The 17,051-nt window shown below is 60.2% G+C and carries 13 protein-coding genes and 1 pseudogene; 6 read left to right on the top strand and 8 right to left on the bottom strand.

Annotated elements, in window-relative coordinates:
* Positions 1 to 64: 64 nt before the first annotated feature.
* The 7 genes from IAG25_RS02975 to IAG25_RS02945 all read right to left on the bottom strand — a co-directional run bounded on the left by IAG25_RS02975 (position 65) and on the right by IAG25_RS02945 (position 7,721).
* Complete coding sequence (locus IAG25_RS02975; RefSeq protein ID WP_187603443.1) at positions 65 to 1,162, bottom strand: porin; 1,098 nt, start codon at positions 1,160 to 1,162, stop codon at positions 65 to 67.
* Between the two features lie 183 nt (positions 1,163 to 1,345).
* Positions 1,346 to 2,476 carry a CobW family GTP-binding protein gene (locus IAG25_RS02970; protein WP_187603442.1) on the bottom strand — a complete coding sequence of 377 codons (1,131 nt, stop codon included), beginning with the start codon at positions 2,474 to 2,476 and terminating at the stop codon, positions 1,346 to 1,348.
* A gap of 38 nt (positions 2,477 to 2,514) precedes the next feature.
* On the bottom strand, positions 2,515 to 3,105 hold the full coding sequence (locus tag IAG25_RS02965) for a UbiX family flavin prenyltransferase (RefSeq protein ID WP_035498137.1): 591 nt from the start codon (positions 3,103 to 3,105) through the stop codon (positions 2,515 to 2,517).
* Positions 3,102 to 4,526: a UbiD family decarboxylase gene (locus IAG25_RS02960; RefSeq protein WP_187603441.1), complete on the bottom strand. Its 1,425-nt coding sequence runs from the start codon at positions 4,524 to 4,526 to the stop codon at positions 3,102 to 3,104. Before IAG25_RS02960 ends, IAG25_RS02965 begins: the two co-directional genes overlap by 4 nt.
* A 122-nt stretch (positions 4,527 to 4,648) precedes the next feature.
* Positions 4,649 to 5,575: an amidohydrolase family protein gene (locus IAG25_RS02955; RefSeq protein WP_187603440.1), complete on the bottom strand. Its 927-nt coding sequence runs from the start codon at positions 5,573 to 5,575 to the stop codon at positions 4,649 to 4,651.
* 44 nt (positions 5,576 to 5,619) lie between these two features.
* Positions 5,620 to 6,522, bottom strand: a complete 903-nt coding sequence (locus tag IAG25_RS02950) for an amidohydrolase family protein (RefSeq protein ID WP_187603439.1) — start codon at positions 6,520 to 6,522, stop codon at positions 5,620 to 5,622.
* Between the two features lie 299 nt (positions 6,523 to 6,821).
* Positions 6,822 to 7,721, bottom strand: coding sequence for a LysR substrate-binding domain-containing protein (locus IAG25_RS02945; protein WP_187603438.1), 900 nt, complete (start codon positions 7,719 to 7,721; stop codon positions 6,822 to 6,824).
* Between the two features lie 158 nt (positions 7,722 to 7,879).
* Here IAG25_RS02945 and IAG25_RS02940 point away from each other — a divergent pair, with 158 nt between their 5' ends.
* From IAG25_RS02940 to IAG25_RS41375, 6 genes and pseudogenes are all read left to right on the top strand, one after another.
* A complete protein-coding gene (locus tag IAG25_RS02940) occupies positions 7,880 to 8,353 on the top strand; it encodes a (2Fe-2S)-binding protein (protein ID WP_187603437.1) in 474 nt (157 codons plus the stop codon).
* Positions 8,350 to 10,626 carry a xanthine dehydrogenase family protein molybdopterin-binding subunit gene (locus IAG25_RS02935; RefSeq protein ID WP_187603436.1) on the top strand — a complete coding sequence of 759 codons (2,277 nt, stop codon included), beginning with the start codon at positions 8,350 to 8,352 and terminating at the stop codon, positions 10,624 to 10,626. The genes IAG25_RS02940 and IAG25_RS02935 overlap by 4 nt, the downstream gene beginning before the upstream one ends.
* Before the next feature lie 54 nt (positions 10,627 to 10,680).
* Complete coding sequence (locus IAG25_RS02930) at positions 10,681 to 12,057, top strand: nucleobase:cation symporter-2 family protein (protein WP_187603435.1); 1,377 nt, start codon at positions 10,681 to 10,683, stop codon at positions 12,055 to 12,057.
* Positions 12,058 to 12,251: 194 nt separating this feature from the next.
* A complete protein-coding gene (locus tag IAG25_RS02925; RefSeq protein ID WP_187603434.1) occupies positions 12,252 to 13,061 on the top strand; it encodes a hypothetical protein in 810 nt (269 codons plus the stop codon).
* A 159-nt stretch (positions 13,062 to 13,220) separates the two neighbouring features.
* Positions 13,221 to 14,666 carry a DEAD/DEAH box helicase gene (locus IAG25_RS02920; protein WP_187603433.1) on the top strand — a complete coding sequence of 482 codons (1,446 nt, stop codon included), beginning with the start codon at positions 13,221 to 13,223 and terminating at the stop codon, positions 14,664 to 14,666.
* Between the two features lie 141 nt (positions 14,667 to 14,807).
* A pseudogene (locus tag IAG25_RS41375) lies at positions 14,808 to 15,098 on the top strand (hypothetical protein); the annotation flags it as partial.
* A gap of 381 nt (positions 15,099 to 15,479) precedes the next feature.
* Here the strand turns inward: IAG25_RS41375 and IAG25_RS02910 are convergent.
* Entirely contained in the window at positions 15,480 to 16,661 is a 1,182-nt protein-coding gene (locus tag IAG25_RS02910; RefSeq protein WP_187603432.1) for a porin, read from the bottom strand.
* Positions 16,662 to 17,051: the final 390 nt, after the last annotated feature.

Below are 17,051 nucleotides of genomic sequence, written 5' to 3'. Positions count from 1 at the left end.
TAGCGCCTCGGTTCCTTTCCCGATAGCGCTCGAGAGCTTGATCCAGCATCGCGGCTAGGCAACGCTAGAACTTCGCGCGAATCCCGACACCGAATGTCTCGCCGTGCGATTCGCCCGATATCTTGTCATCCAGATACGCGGCGTACACATCGGTTCGTTTGGATAGCGGGTAATCGTAGCCTACCGCCCACGTTCTCCTGGTTTGATCGAAACCGCCGGAATCCTTCGAATATGCATAGGACGCCATGACCTTGCCGTTTGCGATCGGTATCGTGAAGCCTGCCTGACCGGTGCTCACGTGGTAGTCCCCTGACGACACGGAATTCTGCGTGTACATGTACTGCCCGTATAGCTTCACCAGCTTGAAATCGTAGGTCAGGCCAAGCTGGCCGATACTTTGGCTGCGCAAGCCGGCAATGATGTTGGCCGAGGCCGGGTTCGAGAAATCGTTGGCGACATTCTTGTAGTTCACGTACTGATAGACCGCGGTCGCACTGAGCGCCCCATTCAGATACAGCACTTGCGCGCTGTCTTTATGCTGGCCGCCTGCGCCGGCACCGTTGCCGAACGAGTACATCACCGAACCGCTCAGGCCGGAGAAGTCCGGCGAAGTATAGGCAACGGAATTGCTCCGACCCGAGTCACCGACCGCGCCCTGGTCTGTCCGATAGGCAGGAAAGGTGCTGGTGCCGAGGTACGTGTGATAGATCATCGGCGAGAACACATACGAGTCGACGAACGGATTGAAGAGGATTGTCGACACAAACAGATTCGACGTAATGCGCCCGGCCGTCAGCGTGCCGTACGGCGAGAACATGCCGACATACGCGTTACGCGCGAAGAAAGTATCGCCCTGAAATCTCCCGCTTTGGCCGTTCTGCGGGCGATAAAACGCTTCCAGCGCGAAGATCGTCTTGAATCCAGCGCCGAGATCCTCGGTCCCCTTCATGCCCCAATAGGACGTGGACATCCCGCCGCCCGATACATTCCACGCATGCTCGTTCGCGGGGAATTTCTGGTAACCGACCCATTCGTCTATCTGACCATAGAGCTGTATGCTGGATTGCGCGTAGGCCGTTCCCGCCGATAGCGCTGCAAAAAGAAGCGCAGTCAGTTTCGCCGATTTCGGAATGCAGTCCGCCACGATATGTTTCGATTTCATATGGTTTCCAGTCAACACTCTTGGTTAAGTACGGCCGATCACTTTGGCTGAATAGATACTATTGATTCGTTATCCTTATCTGTATTGATAAGGTCCGACCTCAACTGATGTATTCAAGACAAAAGAATTCGGCTTGACGCGTCGTCGGGGTCACACGCTACGAAAACGCCAAGCCGGGAGGCCTCACACAACGACGTCCGCATGTTGCCGCGACAGACACAGGTCGAGCAGCACCTTGAGACGCTGCCGATCCAGATTGCGTCCGATGAACACCAGTTTGCTTTCGCGCGGGCCTGCAGCCCACAGATCGGCCGGATGCAGGTCGAAGAGACGGTGCACCGCCTGAACGACATAGCGCTGATTCTCGTCGGCGATATCGAAGATCCCCTTCATACGGAATACATCGTCGCCTTGAGCCGCGAGTAGCGCGCGCAAACCGGCATCGAGTCGCGAGCGATCGAACGGACGGTCGAACACGAGCGACACGGACGTTACCGAAGGATCATGGCGATGACCATGCGGTGTGCTATCGCCTTCGTCGTGTTCATGATGGTCGTGGGCGTGCTCGCAAGCCTCGTCGCACACGTGGTCAGGGTCGTGAGCGTGGTCGTGCGTATGCTCATGTTCTTCTTCGACGTCCAGACTTGCCGACGTTGGCGTAAATCCGCCTATCCCCAGGATCTGGCTCAGATCGACCTGCGCATAGTTGGAGCGCAGGATTTGCGCACCCTCATTCAACCGGTGCAACCGCTGTTCAAGGGCGACGACGAACCAGCTCGGCACCAGGTCGGTCTTGTTGATGATGATCCGGTCAGCGGCCACGATCTGATCGACTGCCTGATTGTCGCGCCCTCGCAGGGCCGGGTCGTCGAGATGGCTCTCGATATGAACCGCGTCGACCAGCGTGACGACGCCATCCAGCGTCACCTGGCGCGCCACGTCGTGGTCCATGAAGAACGTCGCCGCCACCGGCGTGGGATCGGCGAGACCGCTCGTCTCCACGAGAATGTGATCGAACTTCTCCGGACGCTCCAGCAACTTCTGCAGGATGCGAACAAGGTCGGTACGCACATCGACGACACAGCAGATGCAGCCGTTCGTCATCTGGAAGATTTCTTCATCGGACGTCATGACGAGATCCGAGTCGACATCGACTTCCCCGAATTCGTTCTCGATCACGGCGATGCGATGTCCATGCCGCTCTGTCAGGATATGGTTCAGCAGTGTCGTCTTGCCTGATCCGAGGAACCCGGTCAGGATCGTGACCGGAACGGGCGCGTTGGAAGAAGCATGTCGAGTGTCGAGTTGGCTCATGATGTCTCCTGCAATGGTGTCGATGTTCGAGAAGGTGCTTATGCCGCTGAATGTTCAGGCCGAAGCCCTTGCCAGCGGCCGACGAGACCGTCGTGATCGATGTCGAAAAGGTCGAGCACGCGCCCGACGGTATGGTTGACGATGTCGTCCACAGTTCGAGGGTGGTTATAGAAGGCAGGCACGGGCGGCAACACGATGGCCCCCGCTTCGGTCGCGGTGGTCATATTGCGCAGGTGGATGAGATTGAGCGGCGTCTCGCGCACCATGAGCACCAGCTTGCGGCGTTCCTTGAGCATTACGTCGGCCGCGCGCGTGATCAGATTGTCGGCGAGGCCCGTGGCTATCGCCGCCAGCGTGCGCATCGAGCACGGTGCTATGGCCATGCCGTCGCAACGAAATGAACCACTGGCGACGGCCGCGCCGATATCCCGCACGTTATGCACGACATTCGCCATGGCCTCGATCTCGCGGCGCTGCAGACCGAGCTCGTGCCCCGCCGTCAACAGTCCGGACGCGGACAGCACGAGGTGCGTTTCCCACTCCGGGCGTTGCGCGAGATTCTGCAGCAGACGCACGCCATAAACCGCGCCGCTCGCGCCCGTGATGCCAACGATCATGCGCTTCGTCATACGCTATCCGGCCCTGTGTGCGATCTGGCTGTAGCGATCAGTTGTGCGGCGCGCGCCATGGCTTCGGCGCTGATCTGCGCGCGCACTCCGTCGAAGTTGGGACCGCGCGTTGCGTCGAGCCCCATTCGCGATGTCGTCCCCACACCGGATGCGGACGGGTCGAGCGCGCTGCCCGGCAAGCCGTCGATGATCACGACATCGAGGTGCGGCTGCAAATGGGTGGCCACGGCCCACAGCACCTCTTCGTCACGCGTGATATCGACGTCCGCGTCCACGGCGATGACCGTTTTCAGATAGGGATCCCAACCCAGCAAGCCGAGCATGACCTGTCGCGCTTCGCCGGCGCGCATTTGCCTGAGCGCCACGTAGGCATGAAAGTGCGTGCCGGACGAGGGATAGTGGACCGCGGTTACGCTCGGAAAGCGCTCCTTGAGCTTCTCGACCATCTCCGATTCGCGCGGAATGCGACCCAGGTTGAGATGCTCGGCGGAATTGCCGCCGGCCACATCGATCAGCATCGCATCGCGCCGGCGCAGCACGCTTTGCACGCGGAAGAGGTTGTTCGTCGAGCGGTCCGATGAGTAACCCGTGAACTCGCCGAAAGGGCCTTCGTCCGCGCGTGCCTGCGGATCGATGACGCCTTCGAGCACGATTTCCGCGTACGCCGGTATCGCGATACCGTGTCTCGGCGTGCGCACGACGTCGAGCGGCGCCCCGAACAGGCCGCCCGCCACATGACGCTCGTCGACCCCGTAGGGCAACCGTGCCGCACCGGCAAGCATGAACAAGGGATGCGCGCCGATCACCATGGCCACCGGCAGCGAAGTTCCACGCTCCTGAGCTCGCTGGAGCATGCGCCAGAGATGCCCGCGCGAATGCAGGCTGGTGGCGATTTCGGTGGTCGAATGGAGCGTCGAACGGTGATAACTTGCATTCCCGACGCCCGTTTCAGGATCCTCGGCAATCAGGATGGCGTTCGTGATGTACGGACCGCGATCGGTCGAGAAATGGGTGATGGCCGGAATGTCGGTCAGATCGATGTTATCGGTCTGGACGTGCTCCAGCACCGGGCCATTTGCCAGCACGCGCGGCGCAACCATCCGGCGGCTGCGCTGCTGGAATGCCGTGTGCAGATTCGCGAGAGACGAATCGAGCATCCACGCAATCCGGCTGCGCGACGCGAAGACGTTGGTCACCAACGGACTCCGAAGACCCGTGACCCGATCGAAAATCAGTAAAGGATGTTGCCCCCTCGCGGCAAGCTGCCATATCACTGCGGTCGGGTCCTGATTCGCGCTCGCGCTTTCGCGAATGGTCAGAACGTCGCCCGGATTTGCAATGCTGTAGCCGTCGAGAAAATGGCGGAAATCTTGCGGATTTGCGCGCGAGCAGGCGAGGGCAGATGAATTAGACGATGTCATTAGTATTCCTTGTCATCAGCCTTGCAGCGCCCGGTTGCCGGTGTCGACCGTATCCCGGGGGCCGCTGCGCTCGGCTGCTATCGCGGGCCGGCCGTCGATGCGCCGGCCCGCCATACGTCCGCTTACGCTACGACGTCGTTGAGCTTTGCGTAGCTATCCTTCAGGCGCAGCTCGGCTTCATCGAGATTGCGCGGCGGCGGAGACGGCTCGATGCCGACCAGACGGGCGATGTTGTTGCCCATATAGTCTTCGAGACCGTCCTCGTCGAGGTCCATGCCCTGCGGCGCGGGACCGCACAACATCTCCAGCTCGCGCAGCCACATGCCCGGTTCGTTAGGCGGCGTGTCCGTGCCGAAAACGATCTTGTCGCGCGGCAGTTGCCGGGCGAACTCGACAATGCGCGACTGGAAGCACCATCCCGACTCGCAGTACACGTTGGGTGTGTCCATCGACATCCAGAACGCTTCGAACGAGTAGTTGCCGCCCGTCTGAATGCCGAAGTGGCCGATGATGAAATTCACCATCGGGAACTCGCGGATGATCGGGTAGAACATCGTCGGGATCGTATAGGGACCGTCGCCGGTGTGGATCAGAACGACCACGTTGTACTTCGCGCAAACCTTCATCGCGGGGCGCAGCCAGTCCAGCGCGCGATCCGGACGATAGCCGTGCATGTTCGCGTGCAGCTTCAGCATCTTGAAGCCGTACTCCTTCACATGGAATTCGAGTTCGAGCGCGCCTTCTTCCGGACCCCAGCGCGGATTGAACGTGAAGTTGCCGATGAACCGGTCGGGATACTTCTGTGTCAGTTCGGCCACGTAAGCCATGTAGTCGCGGATGCCCTCGCGGCCGCGACGGTTGCCGTCGCGATAGCCGGTATTGCCCGGCGGCGGCTGGATGAAGCCCATGTCGATGCGGCGCGGTTTGCCGTTGATGACATACGGGCCATCCATCATCTTCAGCAGACGCTCGCCTGTGAACGGCTCGCCGGTGTGTCGCCACGCTTCGTCGACGAGATTGGTCGGGTGCAGATGGGTATCGATGATCATGCTGGTACTCCAGTATCTTGTGAATTGGCGTGCCGCAGCTTCGCTCAGGCGGCCAGCAAGGTCTTCGCTTCTTCGACGGAGCGCGGCGCGGGCGTGGGGTCGAGCCCGATCATGCGAGCCGTGTTGTTGCCGAGATAATCTTCGAGCGTGTCTTCATCGAGATTCAGACCCTGCGGCGGTTCGAAGCAAAGCACTTCGAGCAGACGCAGCCACATGCCCGGCTCGTTGGGCGGGGTATCGGAGCCGAACAGGATCTTGTGCTTCGGCAGCACCTTCGCGAACTCGACGATGCGCGACTGCAGGCACCACCCCGACTCGCAATACACGTTCGGCAGGTCCATCGCCATCTGGAAGGGCTCGAAACAATAGACGCCGCCCGTCTGCACACCGAAGTGCGCCATGATGAAGTTGACCGTCGGGAACTCCTTGATCATGGGCACCCACTCAGTCGGAATGCTGTACGGGCCATCGCCCGTATGCAGCTTGACCATCACGCCGAGTTCCGCGCACTTTTGCAGCGCCGGACGCAGCCAGTCGAGCGCGCGGTCGGGCCGGTAGGCGTGCATGTTGGCCTGGAACTGAACCATCTTGAAGCCGAGCTTGCGAACGTAATGCTCGATGGCATTGACGCCGTTCTCCACACCGCAGCGCGGGTTGTAGACGAAGCAGCCGATGAAGCGGTCGGGATACTTCTCGACCATTTCCACCGTATAAGCCATGTACGCGTCGATGGACTCGACGCCGGATTTGTTGCCGTCCGTGTAGGTGTAGATGGTGTTGCCTTGCGGCGGCTGGATGAAGGCCTTATCGATGCGGCGCGGCTTGCCGTTGATCGTGAACGGACCGTCCATCATCTGGATCAGGCGTTCTCCGGTGAAGGGTTCGCCATCATGCCGCCATGCCAGATCGACGAGATTCGTCGGGTAGCAGCTGGTGTCGATAATCATGCGGGATCTCCTCGCAATGCTTAGGTTGAAGGCAGGCAGACCGCGGCATGAGCCGAGCGGACTGCATCTTGCATTCGGGAGCATTGTCGAGGGCAGAGAAAGGAAACTGGCGCCACTGACAAATACTCCGTCAGTGAGCAATCTCCAGTTGAACGATCGCGGCATTGCGCCGCTGCATGTTCAATCGACCGCTTCTACCCACGAGCGAATCATGCAGCGGTCGAGATTTGCTTGTCAAGAGAAAGGCGACTGCATTTGGGGCATGGAAAACCCGCAACGAATGCTTTTTTATCGATGCGTCAGTTGGATGATTCGCTGCGCCACGCGTTAGTGACTTCGCTCAGCAACGCCAGAAAACGCTCGAGCGCGGGCAGCGAGTCGTCACGCCGGACCGTGGCGTAGAGGTCCGCATTCATCTCGGGTTCGTCCAGTGCGACGAACGCGACGTTCTCGCGCGGCGTGGTCGAGAGCGACTCGGGCAGGATGCTGATACCGACGCCGGCACCCACGAGACTGAGTATCGTCTCGGGATCGGCGGACTCGTGCAGCACACGCGGCTGGAAGCCCTCTGTGATGCACGCGGCGAGAATGCCTCGAATCATCGGACTCTGTGTGTTGAGCAAGACGAACCGGTCAACGGAGAGCACTCGCAGACGAACGGAACGGCAATCTGCAAGCGGGTGGCTGTCCGGCAGCGCGACGACCAGCGGTTGCGGATAGACCAGGATCGACCGAAGCTCGCGATGCTCCGTCGGACTGCAGGCAAAGCCAACGTCGATTTGCCCCCGCACCAACGCCTCTTGCTGCTTATCGGGCAACAGCTCATGCAGCGTCCACTCGACTTCAGGATTGTGCTTCTGAAACTGATGCATGGTCCTCGGCAACGGGCCGTACATCACCGAGTTGATGATCCCGATGCGGATATAGCCCTCGAGTCCATCGGCCACTCTGCGCAAAAGCTTTTCGACCGAGTCGCAGTCGCCGACGATGCTGCGCGCACGCACAAGGAGTGCCTCTCCGGCGCGCGTCAACCGTGCCCCGTGGCGTCCGCGCACAAAAAGCGTAACCCGAAGCGAGTCTTCCAGCGACTTGATCTGCTGGCTCAGCGGCGGTTGCGAGATGTGCAGACGCTCGGCCGCGCGACTGAAGTTGCCTTCCTCAGCGACTGAAATGAAATAGCGGAGCTGCCGGATATCCATATGTTTCTCGTATCGAATGGATTCTGAAATCGTATTTCACATATCGATTTTGTGCACATAGGCTTTACCCACACGGCCATAAGACGTCGATGCAGTCGCCGTGCGTTGCGATTCCTTTACGAGAATGTTGCCGCACCGACGGTAACCCAGGAGACAACATGACCATGCTCGAAGTGAATGGCGAGCGCCGCACCGTTGCCATGCCGGGCGACACGGCGCTGTTATGGGTGCTGCGCGATGAACTGAATCTCACCGGGACTAAATACGGCTGCGGAATGGGCCTGTGCGGCGCCTGCACGGTCCATTTGAACGGGAAGGCGGTGCGGGCCTGTCAGACACCGTTGGCGTCCGTCGCCGCGCAGCGCGTCACCACGATCGAAGGCCTGGGCGCGCCGCAGACGCTGCACGCACTACAGCAGGCGTGGCAGGAAGAAGATGTTCCACAGTGCGGCTACTGTCAGTCCGGTCAGATCATGTCGGCTGCCGCGTTGCTCCGACATACGCGCAATCCCAACGATCAAGAGATCGACGCGGCGATGGCGGGCAACCTGTGCCGCTGCGGGACGTACGTCCGGATTCGCCGCGCGATTCATCGCGCTGCCGACGCCCTTCGCAAGGAGTCGGCAGCATGAAGCGCGATCAACCGAATCTGCGCGCACCCGACGTTTCCGCGGGTCGCCGACGCTTTCTCCAGACCGGCGCTGCACTCGCGGGCGGCCTGCTGCTCGAGATCCACGCGACGGGGATCGGCATTCGCAGCGCGCGGGCAGCCTCGATAACGGACAGCACAGCCGGCAACTTCGCACCGAACGCCTGGGTTCGAATCACGCCGGACAATCAAGTGCTGCTCGTCGTCCACAAGTTCGATAGCGGCACCGGCGTCAAGAACGCGCTCGGCTTGATGCTGGCGGAAGAACTCGACGCGGACTGGGATCGGGTGCGAGTGATTCAACCGGACGATCCGCTGGCGAAGGCCTATCTTCATCCGCTCTGGGGAATGCACGCGACCGGTGGCAGTACGAGCGTGTCGCTTGAATGGGGTACCCTGCGGCGCGCCGGCGCGACTGCCCGGGCGATGCTCGTCGCTGAAGCCGCCCGGCGTTGGTCGGTCGACCAGGATGCCTGCAACGCTGCGGCTAGCGTGGTGTTTCATCCCGCGAGCGGACGCAAGGCATCCTATGGCGAACTTGCGGCGGGCGCGGCAGGCGGACCGGTTCCGGCACAGGTGACGCTCAAGCGCCCCGATCAGTTCGTCCTGATCGGAAAGGAGCGCCGCAGCTATCGGGTTGCCGACAAGGTAACAGGGCGCGCTCAATACGCAATCGACGTCAAGCTGCCGGGCATGCTGACCGCGATCGTGATTCATCCGCCTGTCGTCAACGCGAGCGTGAAGTCATTCAACGCGGACGCGGTCAAGGCGTTGCCTGGCGTACGCGATGTCTTTGCCATCGAGATTCCGGATGTTATCGCGCACTTTCGCGAGAACATGCCCGCGATGCCAGTTGCAAACGGCGTGGCGCAGCCCGGTGTGACCATCGTTGCCGATCATTTCTGGGCTGCGCAGCGCGCAAGGAAGGTATTGAAAGTCGAGTGGGGCGAGAGCGACCTCGCGAGCTTCAATTCCGATACCGTCCTCGAAGAGATGAAGAAACACGTCGACGATCCAGGCATGAAGTCGAAGACGAAAGGCGCCGCTGAAACGACGTTCAGGGACGCGCCGCGCGTCGTGGAGGCGGTCTACAGCATGCCGTACAAGGCGCATGCTCAGATGGAGCCGTTGAGCGTGGTGGCGTGGGTCAAGCCGGATGGAGTCGAATACTGGGGAGGCATTCAGGTGCCTTCGCGGTGCGAGCAAGCGGCGGAATCGATTGCCGGCGTGCCACGTGACAAGGTCCGCATTCACTTGACCGAAGCTGGAGGCAGCTTCGGAGCGCGCGAGGGACTGCATCAGATTCTGGAAGCCACCTTTATCTCGAAGCGCATGGGTCGCCCGATCAAGCTGCTCTACAGTCGCGAGGACGATGTGCGCGGCCTGTACTATCACGCCGCCAGCGTGCACAAGGCACGCGCCGCACTCGACGCTTCCGGCAATCTGCTGGGCTTCAGTCTGCGTGCGGTGGTGCCGTCGATCAAGGAACCGGATGACCCAGGCTTTCTGGCAAAGGTTCCGGTAGATCCCAGTTGCACCGAAGGCATGCGCGACGACTTTTACTACGACATCGCCTCGCTCGACCTCGCATGGGTACGGCACGAACCCGGTTTCCCGATCTGGTGGTGGCGCGCGGTGAGCTATGTACCCAACATCTTCGCGATCGAGAGTCTTATCGACGAAGCTGCGTACGCGGCCGGACAGGATCCGGTGGACTATCGTCGCAGAGCGCTTTCCAGTCGGCCCAATTTGCAAGCTGTACTCGATCGGGCGGCTATCCTCGCCGGTTGGAAAGCGAATAACTTCCGCGATATCGGCACGGGCCGCGGGCAGGGCGTCGCCGTCTACGAAGGATATAAAAGTTATATCGCGATCGTTGCCGACGTAGAAGTGAAGGAGGACACGGTCAAGGTCAATAAGATCACTTGCGTGGTGGACTGCGGACTTGCAGTCGATCCCAGTTCGGTAAATCAGCAACTGGCGGGCGGGATTATCTGGGGCGTGTCGACCGCACTGACGAATGCGATCCACATCGAAAACGGCCAGGTGCGTGAGAGCAACTTTCACGACTACCCCGTGCTGCGCATACACGAAGCACCCGAGTTGGCGATTGAGATATTGCCACCGTCCGGACGCCCGCCGGGAGGTGTTGGAGAACTGTCGAATCCCCCCGTCGTACCAGCCATAGGCAATGCGATTTTCGCTGCAACTGGCAAACGACTGCGCGCAACGCCGTTCGTTATGGCCCAAACCTGATCTTGACCATACTCACAACGCTGGCGCAATGCCCAGTTATGCAGGAGACAATGTATGCATGCACGATCTGAATTGCGACGCCCCGAACCGGCCCCTGTCGATCAAGTGCCGAAGCCGGGATTACTCTTCATGCTTGGCTTCCAGCATGTACTGGTGATGTATGTTGGGGCTATCGCAGTGCCGATGATCATCGCCAGCGCGCTCAAGCTTCCGAAGGAAGCTATCGCTGTACTCATCAACGCTGATCTATTCACGTGCGGCATTGCGACGATTTTGCAGTCGGGCGGATTCTGGCGCTTCGGCGTGCGGATGCCTGTCATGCAGGGCGTCGCGTTCAGCGCGCTCCCGCCCATTCTGGTGATCGCCACAAGTCCGGGGCTCGGCCTGACAGCGGTGATCGGCGCGGTGATAGCCGGTGGGCTGCTGACCATGTTGATCTCGCCGGTGTTCGGCAAACTCGTGAGATATTTCCCGCCGATCGTGGGCGGTTCGATCGTCATGGTGGTGGGGCTATCGCTGTTTCCCGTGGGCGTGAGTTGGGTCGGCGGTGGCAGAGGCGCGGCGGATTTTGGTGCGCCGCATAACCTTGCGCTGGCGGCGTTCGTGTTCACCATGATCCTCGTGATCAATCGCTGGCTGAAGGGGTTTTGGTCGAATATATCGGTCTTGCTCGCGCTGGCGGCAGGCATGCTGGTCGCGATCCCCTTCGGGATGGTCAATTTCCACGGTGTGGAGCAAGCGCCGATGGTCGACATGGTCAAGCCTTTTTATTTTGGCTGGCCTGTCTTCGACCCCCTCGCGATAGCGACCATCGTGATCGTGATGGTCATCATCATGATCGAATCGATGGGTCTTTTTCTGGCGACAGGCGACGTCACCGGCAAGCACCTGACGGCCGCGAACATGACGGATGGTCTGCGAGCGAACGGGCTTGCAAGCGTGATCGGCGGCGTATTCAACGGCTTTCCCTACACCATCTACAGCCAGAACATCGGGCTGGTCGTCGTTACGGGCGTTAAAAGCCGCTGGGTCGCGGTGGCCGCTGGGGTGATCCTCTGTGTCCTTGGACTGTTGCCGAAGCTCGCGACGATTGTGGCATCGGTGCCCTTGCCGGCGCTGGGCGGGGCGGGGCTATTCATGTTCGGCGTCGTCACGGCGGCGGGTGTCCGGACCTTGGCCAGGGTAGATTTCGAAAGCAGCCGGCGCAACGTGTATATCGTCGCCGCAACGCTGGCCATTTCGCTGTTACCGACCTTTTCTCCAACCCTGTTCAAGCAACTTCCGGCCTGGATTCAACCGCTCCTGCATAGCAGCATACTGTTGGCCTGTCTTACCTCGGTCGGCTTGAACCTGTTGTTCAACGGCATTCCTCGCGCCGATCCGCATCCGCAGATCGAAGACGATGGGTCCGTATGTCTCGTCGAGCAATAGGGCGGCTGGTTGTGGCGGGTGACGCGGCGCGTGCGGATGGCGCCGCGCGCCGCGAGAGTGGGTGTGGCCTCAGCCCCCTGACAGCGGTAACCTCTGATCCTGTACGTCTCAAGTGAAAGAATCTGTAACGACTTGAATCTCTGTGGCGCTCCGCTCCGTATGCAAGATGAGAGTGGCCTCGGGCGTGCGCGGATATGGGCCGCTGGTCCGAAGCCGTGGGCGTACAAGCAGGGAGCAATAATCTGATGGTTAGAACTTCAGACCGTATCGTCATACTTGGCCTGTCGGTGATTGGGATATCGATCATCGGCTTGTTCGCGTTGCTACAGCATCATGAGCGCCATCCGGATGAACAAGCCTGGTCATCGCGGCAACAGGCATCGGTAGTGACGGGCGCTGTTGGTTCGTCGGCGCCCAGGGCGAGTGCCGGTCCGGCGATCGGCGATTCCGAAGAGCGGGAAGATATCGACGCAAGCAAGTTGGAAACGGCGTCGAGCGCGGGTGGGCCAGACGCTGGCGATGAACTGGATTCGAGTCCGCGAGAGGAGACCGCGCAGACTTCGAGCGTCGGAAAAAGAAGGCTTCCGCCGACGACATCTCGAGCCCTACCTAATATCACGCAGCAGCCGGGGCGACCTGCCGAGCGGAAGCATAAAGCGCAGCAGAGCAATGAGCGCGCGGAAAGCGTACACGACAACACTCTGTCCTCCGAGCATCGTGAAGCGCAGATCGATCAAGCGGACAGCCCGAGCCATGACGCATTCCTCGCTGTGCAGCCCGAAACGACGAACTCAGCATCGTGGGATGAGACGACTCAGCCTGCAATCCAAAGCCTGCCGGGGCCGGTCGACGCTCCGCTGCCCTCGCCAGCGGCACCGGCTCCAAAATCCCGGCAGGACGTGCAAGACGAACTTCGCAAGGCGCGGTTGAACGGTTCGCTTCCTCGATTCGGCAACCCGGACCCCTACGGTCCGGGCGGATCGCTCAGTTCGCCGGACAGGTAGCCGACGGTTGCGAGCCGCTCCACAAAGCAGCCACGAGCCCGCCGAGGCTACCACTAGATTTCTCAACTGCAACCAACGTCGATTCTTTCGACCATCGTTCCGTGCGGTGCAATCAGCCCGGTAACCGCTAAAATTGCGGTTTTAGTCCGGAATACGCGCATGTCTTTTGCTTCGCTCGGCCTGATCGATCCGTTACTGCGCAATTTGCAGGACCTCAATTACCAGACACCTACGCCGGTGCAGACCAAGGCGATTCCTGCTGTGCTCAGCGGCAAGGACATCATGGCTGCGGCACAAACCGGCACCGGCAAAACGGCGGGTTTTGCGCTGCCGCTGCTGCAACGGCTGACGCAGCTCGGCCCGGCGGTGTCCAGCAATCGCGCACGGGTTCTGGTCTTGGTGCCCACGCGTGAACTGGCTGAACAGGTGCTGCAAAGCTTTATCGAGTACGGCAAAGGCCTCGACTTACGCTTTTTGGCCGCCTACGGCGGTGTGAGTATCAATCCGCAGATGATGAAGTTGCGCAAAGGCGTGGACGTGCTCGTTGCGACGCCGGGCCGTTTGCTGGATCTCAATCGCCAGAATGCAGTGCAGTTTGATCAGGTACAAACGCTCGTGCTGGATGAAGCCGACCGCATGCTGGATCTGGGCTTCGCGCGCGAACTCAACGCCGTCTTTGCTGCTTTGCCCGCTCGGCGCCAGACCCTGCTGTTTTCCGCCACGTTTACCGATGATATCCGCGCCATGGCGGAAAGCATTCTGCGCGGCCCTGTCAATATCAGTGTTAGCCCGCCCAATGCTACGGCTAGCAGGATCAAGCAATGGGTGGTGCCGGTGGATAAAAGGAACAAGCCCGACCTCTTGATGCACCTCTTGGCTGAGAACAAATGGAAGCATGCGTTGGTGTTCGTCAAAACCCGCAACGGCGTGGATTACTTGGCCGCGATGCTGGATGAGGCGGGCTATGCGGTCGACACCATCCACGGCGACAAACCGCAACCCGCGCGCTTGCGTGCGCTGGAGCGTTTCAAGACACGCGAAGTGGATATGCTGGTAGCCACCGATGTGGCTGCGCGTGGGCTGGATATCGACGACCTGCCGCTAGTGATCAACGTCGATCTGCCGATCGTGGCGCAAGACTATGTGCACCGTATTGGCCGAACTGGCCGCGCGGGCGCGAGCGGCGTGGCAGTGTCTCTCGTATGTGCCGATGAAGCGCCGCAACTGGCCGCGATTGAAGCGCTGATCCGGCAAACGTTACCCCGTCAAGAGGAGCCGGGTTTTGAGGCCGATCACCGCGTGCCGCAAACCAGCGCGACAGGCCAGCTCATCAAGAAACCCAAAAAGCCCAAGAAGCCCAAAGTGCCGCAAGCTGCGCCGGGCTCCATGCAGGTGCCCAGCAAAGAACTGCACCCGCAAAGTGCCAAAAACAAGCGCAAGCCTGCGGCTCAGGGCGCTGTGGCCGCAGGGAAAAGCACGATCTCGCCCAGCAGTAATCCATTCAATGTGCAAAAGCCACGCAGCAAACCCGCAGGCAAGCCAGCTGCGGGTTCCCATAAGCCGGCTGGGAAACCCGCTGGTGGCCGCGGCAAACGGCGACCCTGAACCGTAGTCCAGGTCAAGGCTCACAAGCCTCGTGTCGTAAAAATGTCAAAGCCACGAAGTCGTATTTTGAAACGTATTTTTTGAGCGCCATCATAGGGCAAGGAGTTTTGAATCAGGCTTGAAGTCAAATGGAGGCATGGCATGGGCAGCGCGCTGGTTTGGGCAGCAATCCCTCACAACAGTGACGGGGTCGTGTTCCAGGTTCGCGTGATTCGCGGACTTCAACGTTTTCATATCTCACGCCGGGCGCTTGAAGAGAGTTTCGACTTGGCACCTCGTGCATCGGATGCGGGGCAACTCGAACTCTTTTATCAGCACAAGACTCTCATCCTGAGGCTGGCCATGCGGAAACGTCCAATTGCGGGCGCTGACACCGCTGCACTTCAGACTGCGGATTTCGGCACCGTCGTGGAAGCAGGACGGGACGCGACGGCTCACATGTTGGAAACGCTAGGGTCGTTGGCTCCAAAAAGGCGCGCTGCTGTTCAACAGCTCGAGACTCGGGCAACGTATCGGACGAGAGATTTACTTCAGCCTCAGGGCCAGGAATTCGCAACACGTCCGGCCTCTGACGAGAGCTAGAGTCGACAGCAATAGCCTTATACGTGAGTTCGGCGAGTTGCTCGATGGCATGCCCCATCCACCTAGCAAGGGGCAGGATAGCGAGCGACGAGGCGATGCAGATAAGGCGATGATGATTGGAAGCGAGGACTTCCAAATCCAATTGCTATCGGGACGAAGATAAGGAGCGCATGAACTTCACAGTTGGTCTCCTTCATCCCGCTTTCCGGCAACTCAACCGTTCCTAACGCATCAGAAGCGATGCCTCAAGCCGACGGTCGCCTCGATCTGATTGCTCGTGGAAGACGGCTCGGTGACGCCGTTAATCCATGCCACGCCCAGTGGCGAATTGCCGCTTGGACTCACCCGTTGCCACACACCTTGAATGTACACATCGGTGCGCCGCGAGAAGCGGTAGTCGGCCATCGCACTCACCTGATTCCAATGGGGAACTCCGCCGGCGCCGCCATTTCCGCCAGCGCGCGTATAGGTATAGGCACCCGATAATTCGACCGCCGGCGTGAGCGCGTAGCGAATGTTGCCCTCGAAGTTCTGGAAAGTCCCACTTAACGAATTCTGGAAGAACTGGGCGAACTTGCTGTGCGAATAGACGAAGCCCGCCACAGCCGGGCCGAAGGTGTAGTTCACGCCGGCGCCAAAAGTCTTCTGACTGCTGGCCAGCACGCCTAAAGGCACAGCGGTCGGCGTGAGCGCGCTTTGCAGGGACGAGCCGGTCGTATCGGTGACTGCGCCATTCGCATTCAACTGTGCCGGCGTGCGCGCGGAACTATTGAGTTGGAGGTAACCGGCCCCGAAGCTCCACGCTCCCGATACATACGACATTCCGAAGCTATAGGCGCGATTGTTCGTGAAGCCACCAGCCTGATTGGAAAAGCCGTAAAGCGCGCCGAATCTGAAGCCGGCGAAATACGGGCTCAGATACTTCACGGAGTTGTTTATCTGAAACGAATCGTTCAGGTTGTCGTTGTCCAACGGGTGCGCGAAATGCGTGCCGCCGAACTCCGTTCCGGTCAATGAGAGCGGCGCGACAAAATCGACCATTCCGTCGGTCTGGCGGCCCAGCGTGAGCGCGCCGTAGTCGCGGCTCGACAAGCCAACATAAGCCTGGCGATTGAAAATGCGATTGCTCGACGAGAACTGCCCGTTGTTCAGGTTGAAGCCGCTCTCCAGGGTGAAGATGGCTTTCAACCCTGCGCCGAGGTCTTCAGCCCCGCGCAAGCCCCAGCGGCTGTACTGAACGGCACCGCTTGTCATCTCCCAGTTGCTGTGTCCGCCTCCCGTCCCGGTGATCTGGTTGTTCGTGTAGGTCAGACCCGCGTCGATGAGCCCGTAAAGCGTGACACTGCTTTGCGCATGCGCTGCGCCGGCGAGTGTGATGATCGTCGTGGCACCGGTTATAAGCATCTTGTTCATTTGCCTGCTCCAGCCAAGTCCGGGAGACGCGGTTCTCCTGGAACGCTTTCTACACAGACCTCGATGTCCGCACGCATGCGGCCGTGCGAATCATCGATACGAAAAGGCGCGATGTGCTTCACTCACTCTATGCGACTACAGTCAGATTCGCCAACTTGAAATAGGCCTTTCGAAAGATCGGCGTTGGACTACATGCGTCGATATGCAGGTCCGTGTCCGTTGGACCTTCAGAACGGCAGATACTGCGTGCTGGACATCTGCGTTGATCCCGACCGCCAAGCCTTCGCGATCCGGCGATACCTTGCCGAAGCAAACCATCGCGACATCGAGCGGGTGATCATGCACGCATCGCAATGCACGCCGCACGGCTCCGATGATCGATTCGCTGAC

The organism is Caballeronia sp. EK, from assembly GCF_014384845.1.
GTDB lineage: Bacteria > Pseudomonadota > Gammaproteobacteria > Burkholderiales > Burkholderiaceae > Caballeronia > Caballeronia jiangsuensis.
This window is presented reverse-complemented; position numbering and strand designations above follow the sequence as displayed.

Bases quoted from the DNA above. Each gene is read 5' to 3' on its own strand.
- IAG25_RS02975 (WP_187603443.1), bottom strand. From the start codon at position 1,162: ATGAAATCGAAACATATCGTGGCGGACTGCATTCCGAAATCGGCGAAA.
- IAG25_RS02970 (WP_187603442.1), bottom strand. From the start codon at position 2,476: ATGAGCCAACTCGACACTCGACATGCTTCTTCCAACGCGCCCGTTCCG.
- IAG25_RS02965 (WP_035498137.1), bottom strand. From the start codon at position 3,105: ATGACGAAGCGCATGATCGTTGGCATCACGGGCGCGAGCGGCGCGGTT.
- IAG25_RS02960 (WP_187603441.1), bottom strand. From the start codon at position 4,526: ATGACATCGTCTAATTCATCTGCCCTCGCCTGCTCGCGCGCAAATCCG.
- IAG25_RS02955 (WP_187603440.1), bottom strand. From the start codon at position 5,575: ATGATCATCGATACCCATCTGCACCCGACCAATCTCGTCGACGAAGCG.
- IAG25_RS02950 (WP_187603439.1), bottom strand. From the start codon at position 6,522: ATGATTATCGACACCAGCTGCTACCCGACGAATCTCGTCGATCTGGCA.
- IAG25_RS02945 (WP_187603438.1), bottom strand. From the start codon at position 7,721: ATGGATATCCGGCAGCTCCGCTATTTCATTTCAGTCGCTGAGGAAGGC.
- IAG25_RS02940 (WP_187603437.1), top strand. From the start codon at position 7,880: ATGACCATGCTCGAAGTGAATGGCGAGCGCCGCACCGTTGCCATGCCG.
- IAG25_RS02935 (WP_187603436.1), top strand. From the start codon at position 8,350: ATGAAGCGCGATCAACCGAATCTGCGCGCACCCGACGTTTCCGCGGGT.
- IAG25_RS02930 (WP_187603435.1), top strand. From the start codon at position 10,681: ATGCATGCACGATCTGAATTGCGACGCCCCGAACCGGCCCCTGTCGAT.
- IAG25_RS02925 (WP_187603434.1), top strand. From the start codon at position 12,252: ATGGGCCGCTGGTCCGAAGCCGTGGGCGTACAAGCAGGGAGCAATAAT.
- IAG25_RS02920 (WP_187603433.1), top strand. From the start codon at position 13,221: ATGTCTTTTGCTTCGCTCGGCCTGATCGATCCGTTACTGCGCAATTTG.
- IAG25_RS02910 (WP_187603432.1), bottom strand. From the start codon at position 16,661: ATGAACAAGATGCTTATAACCGGTGCCACGACGATCATCACACTCGCC.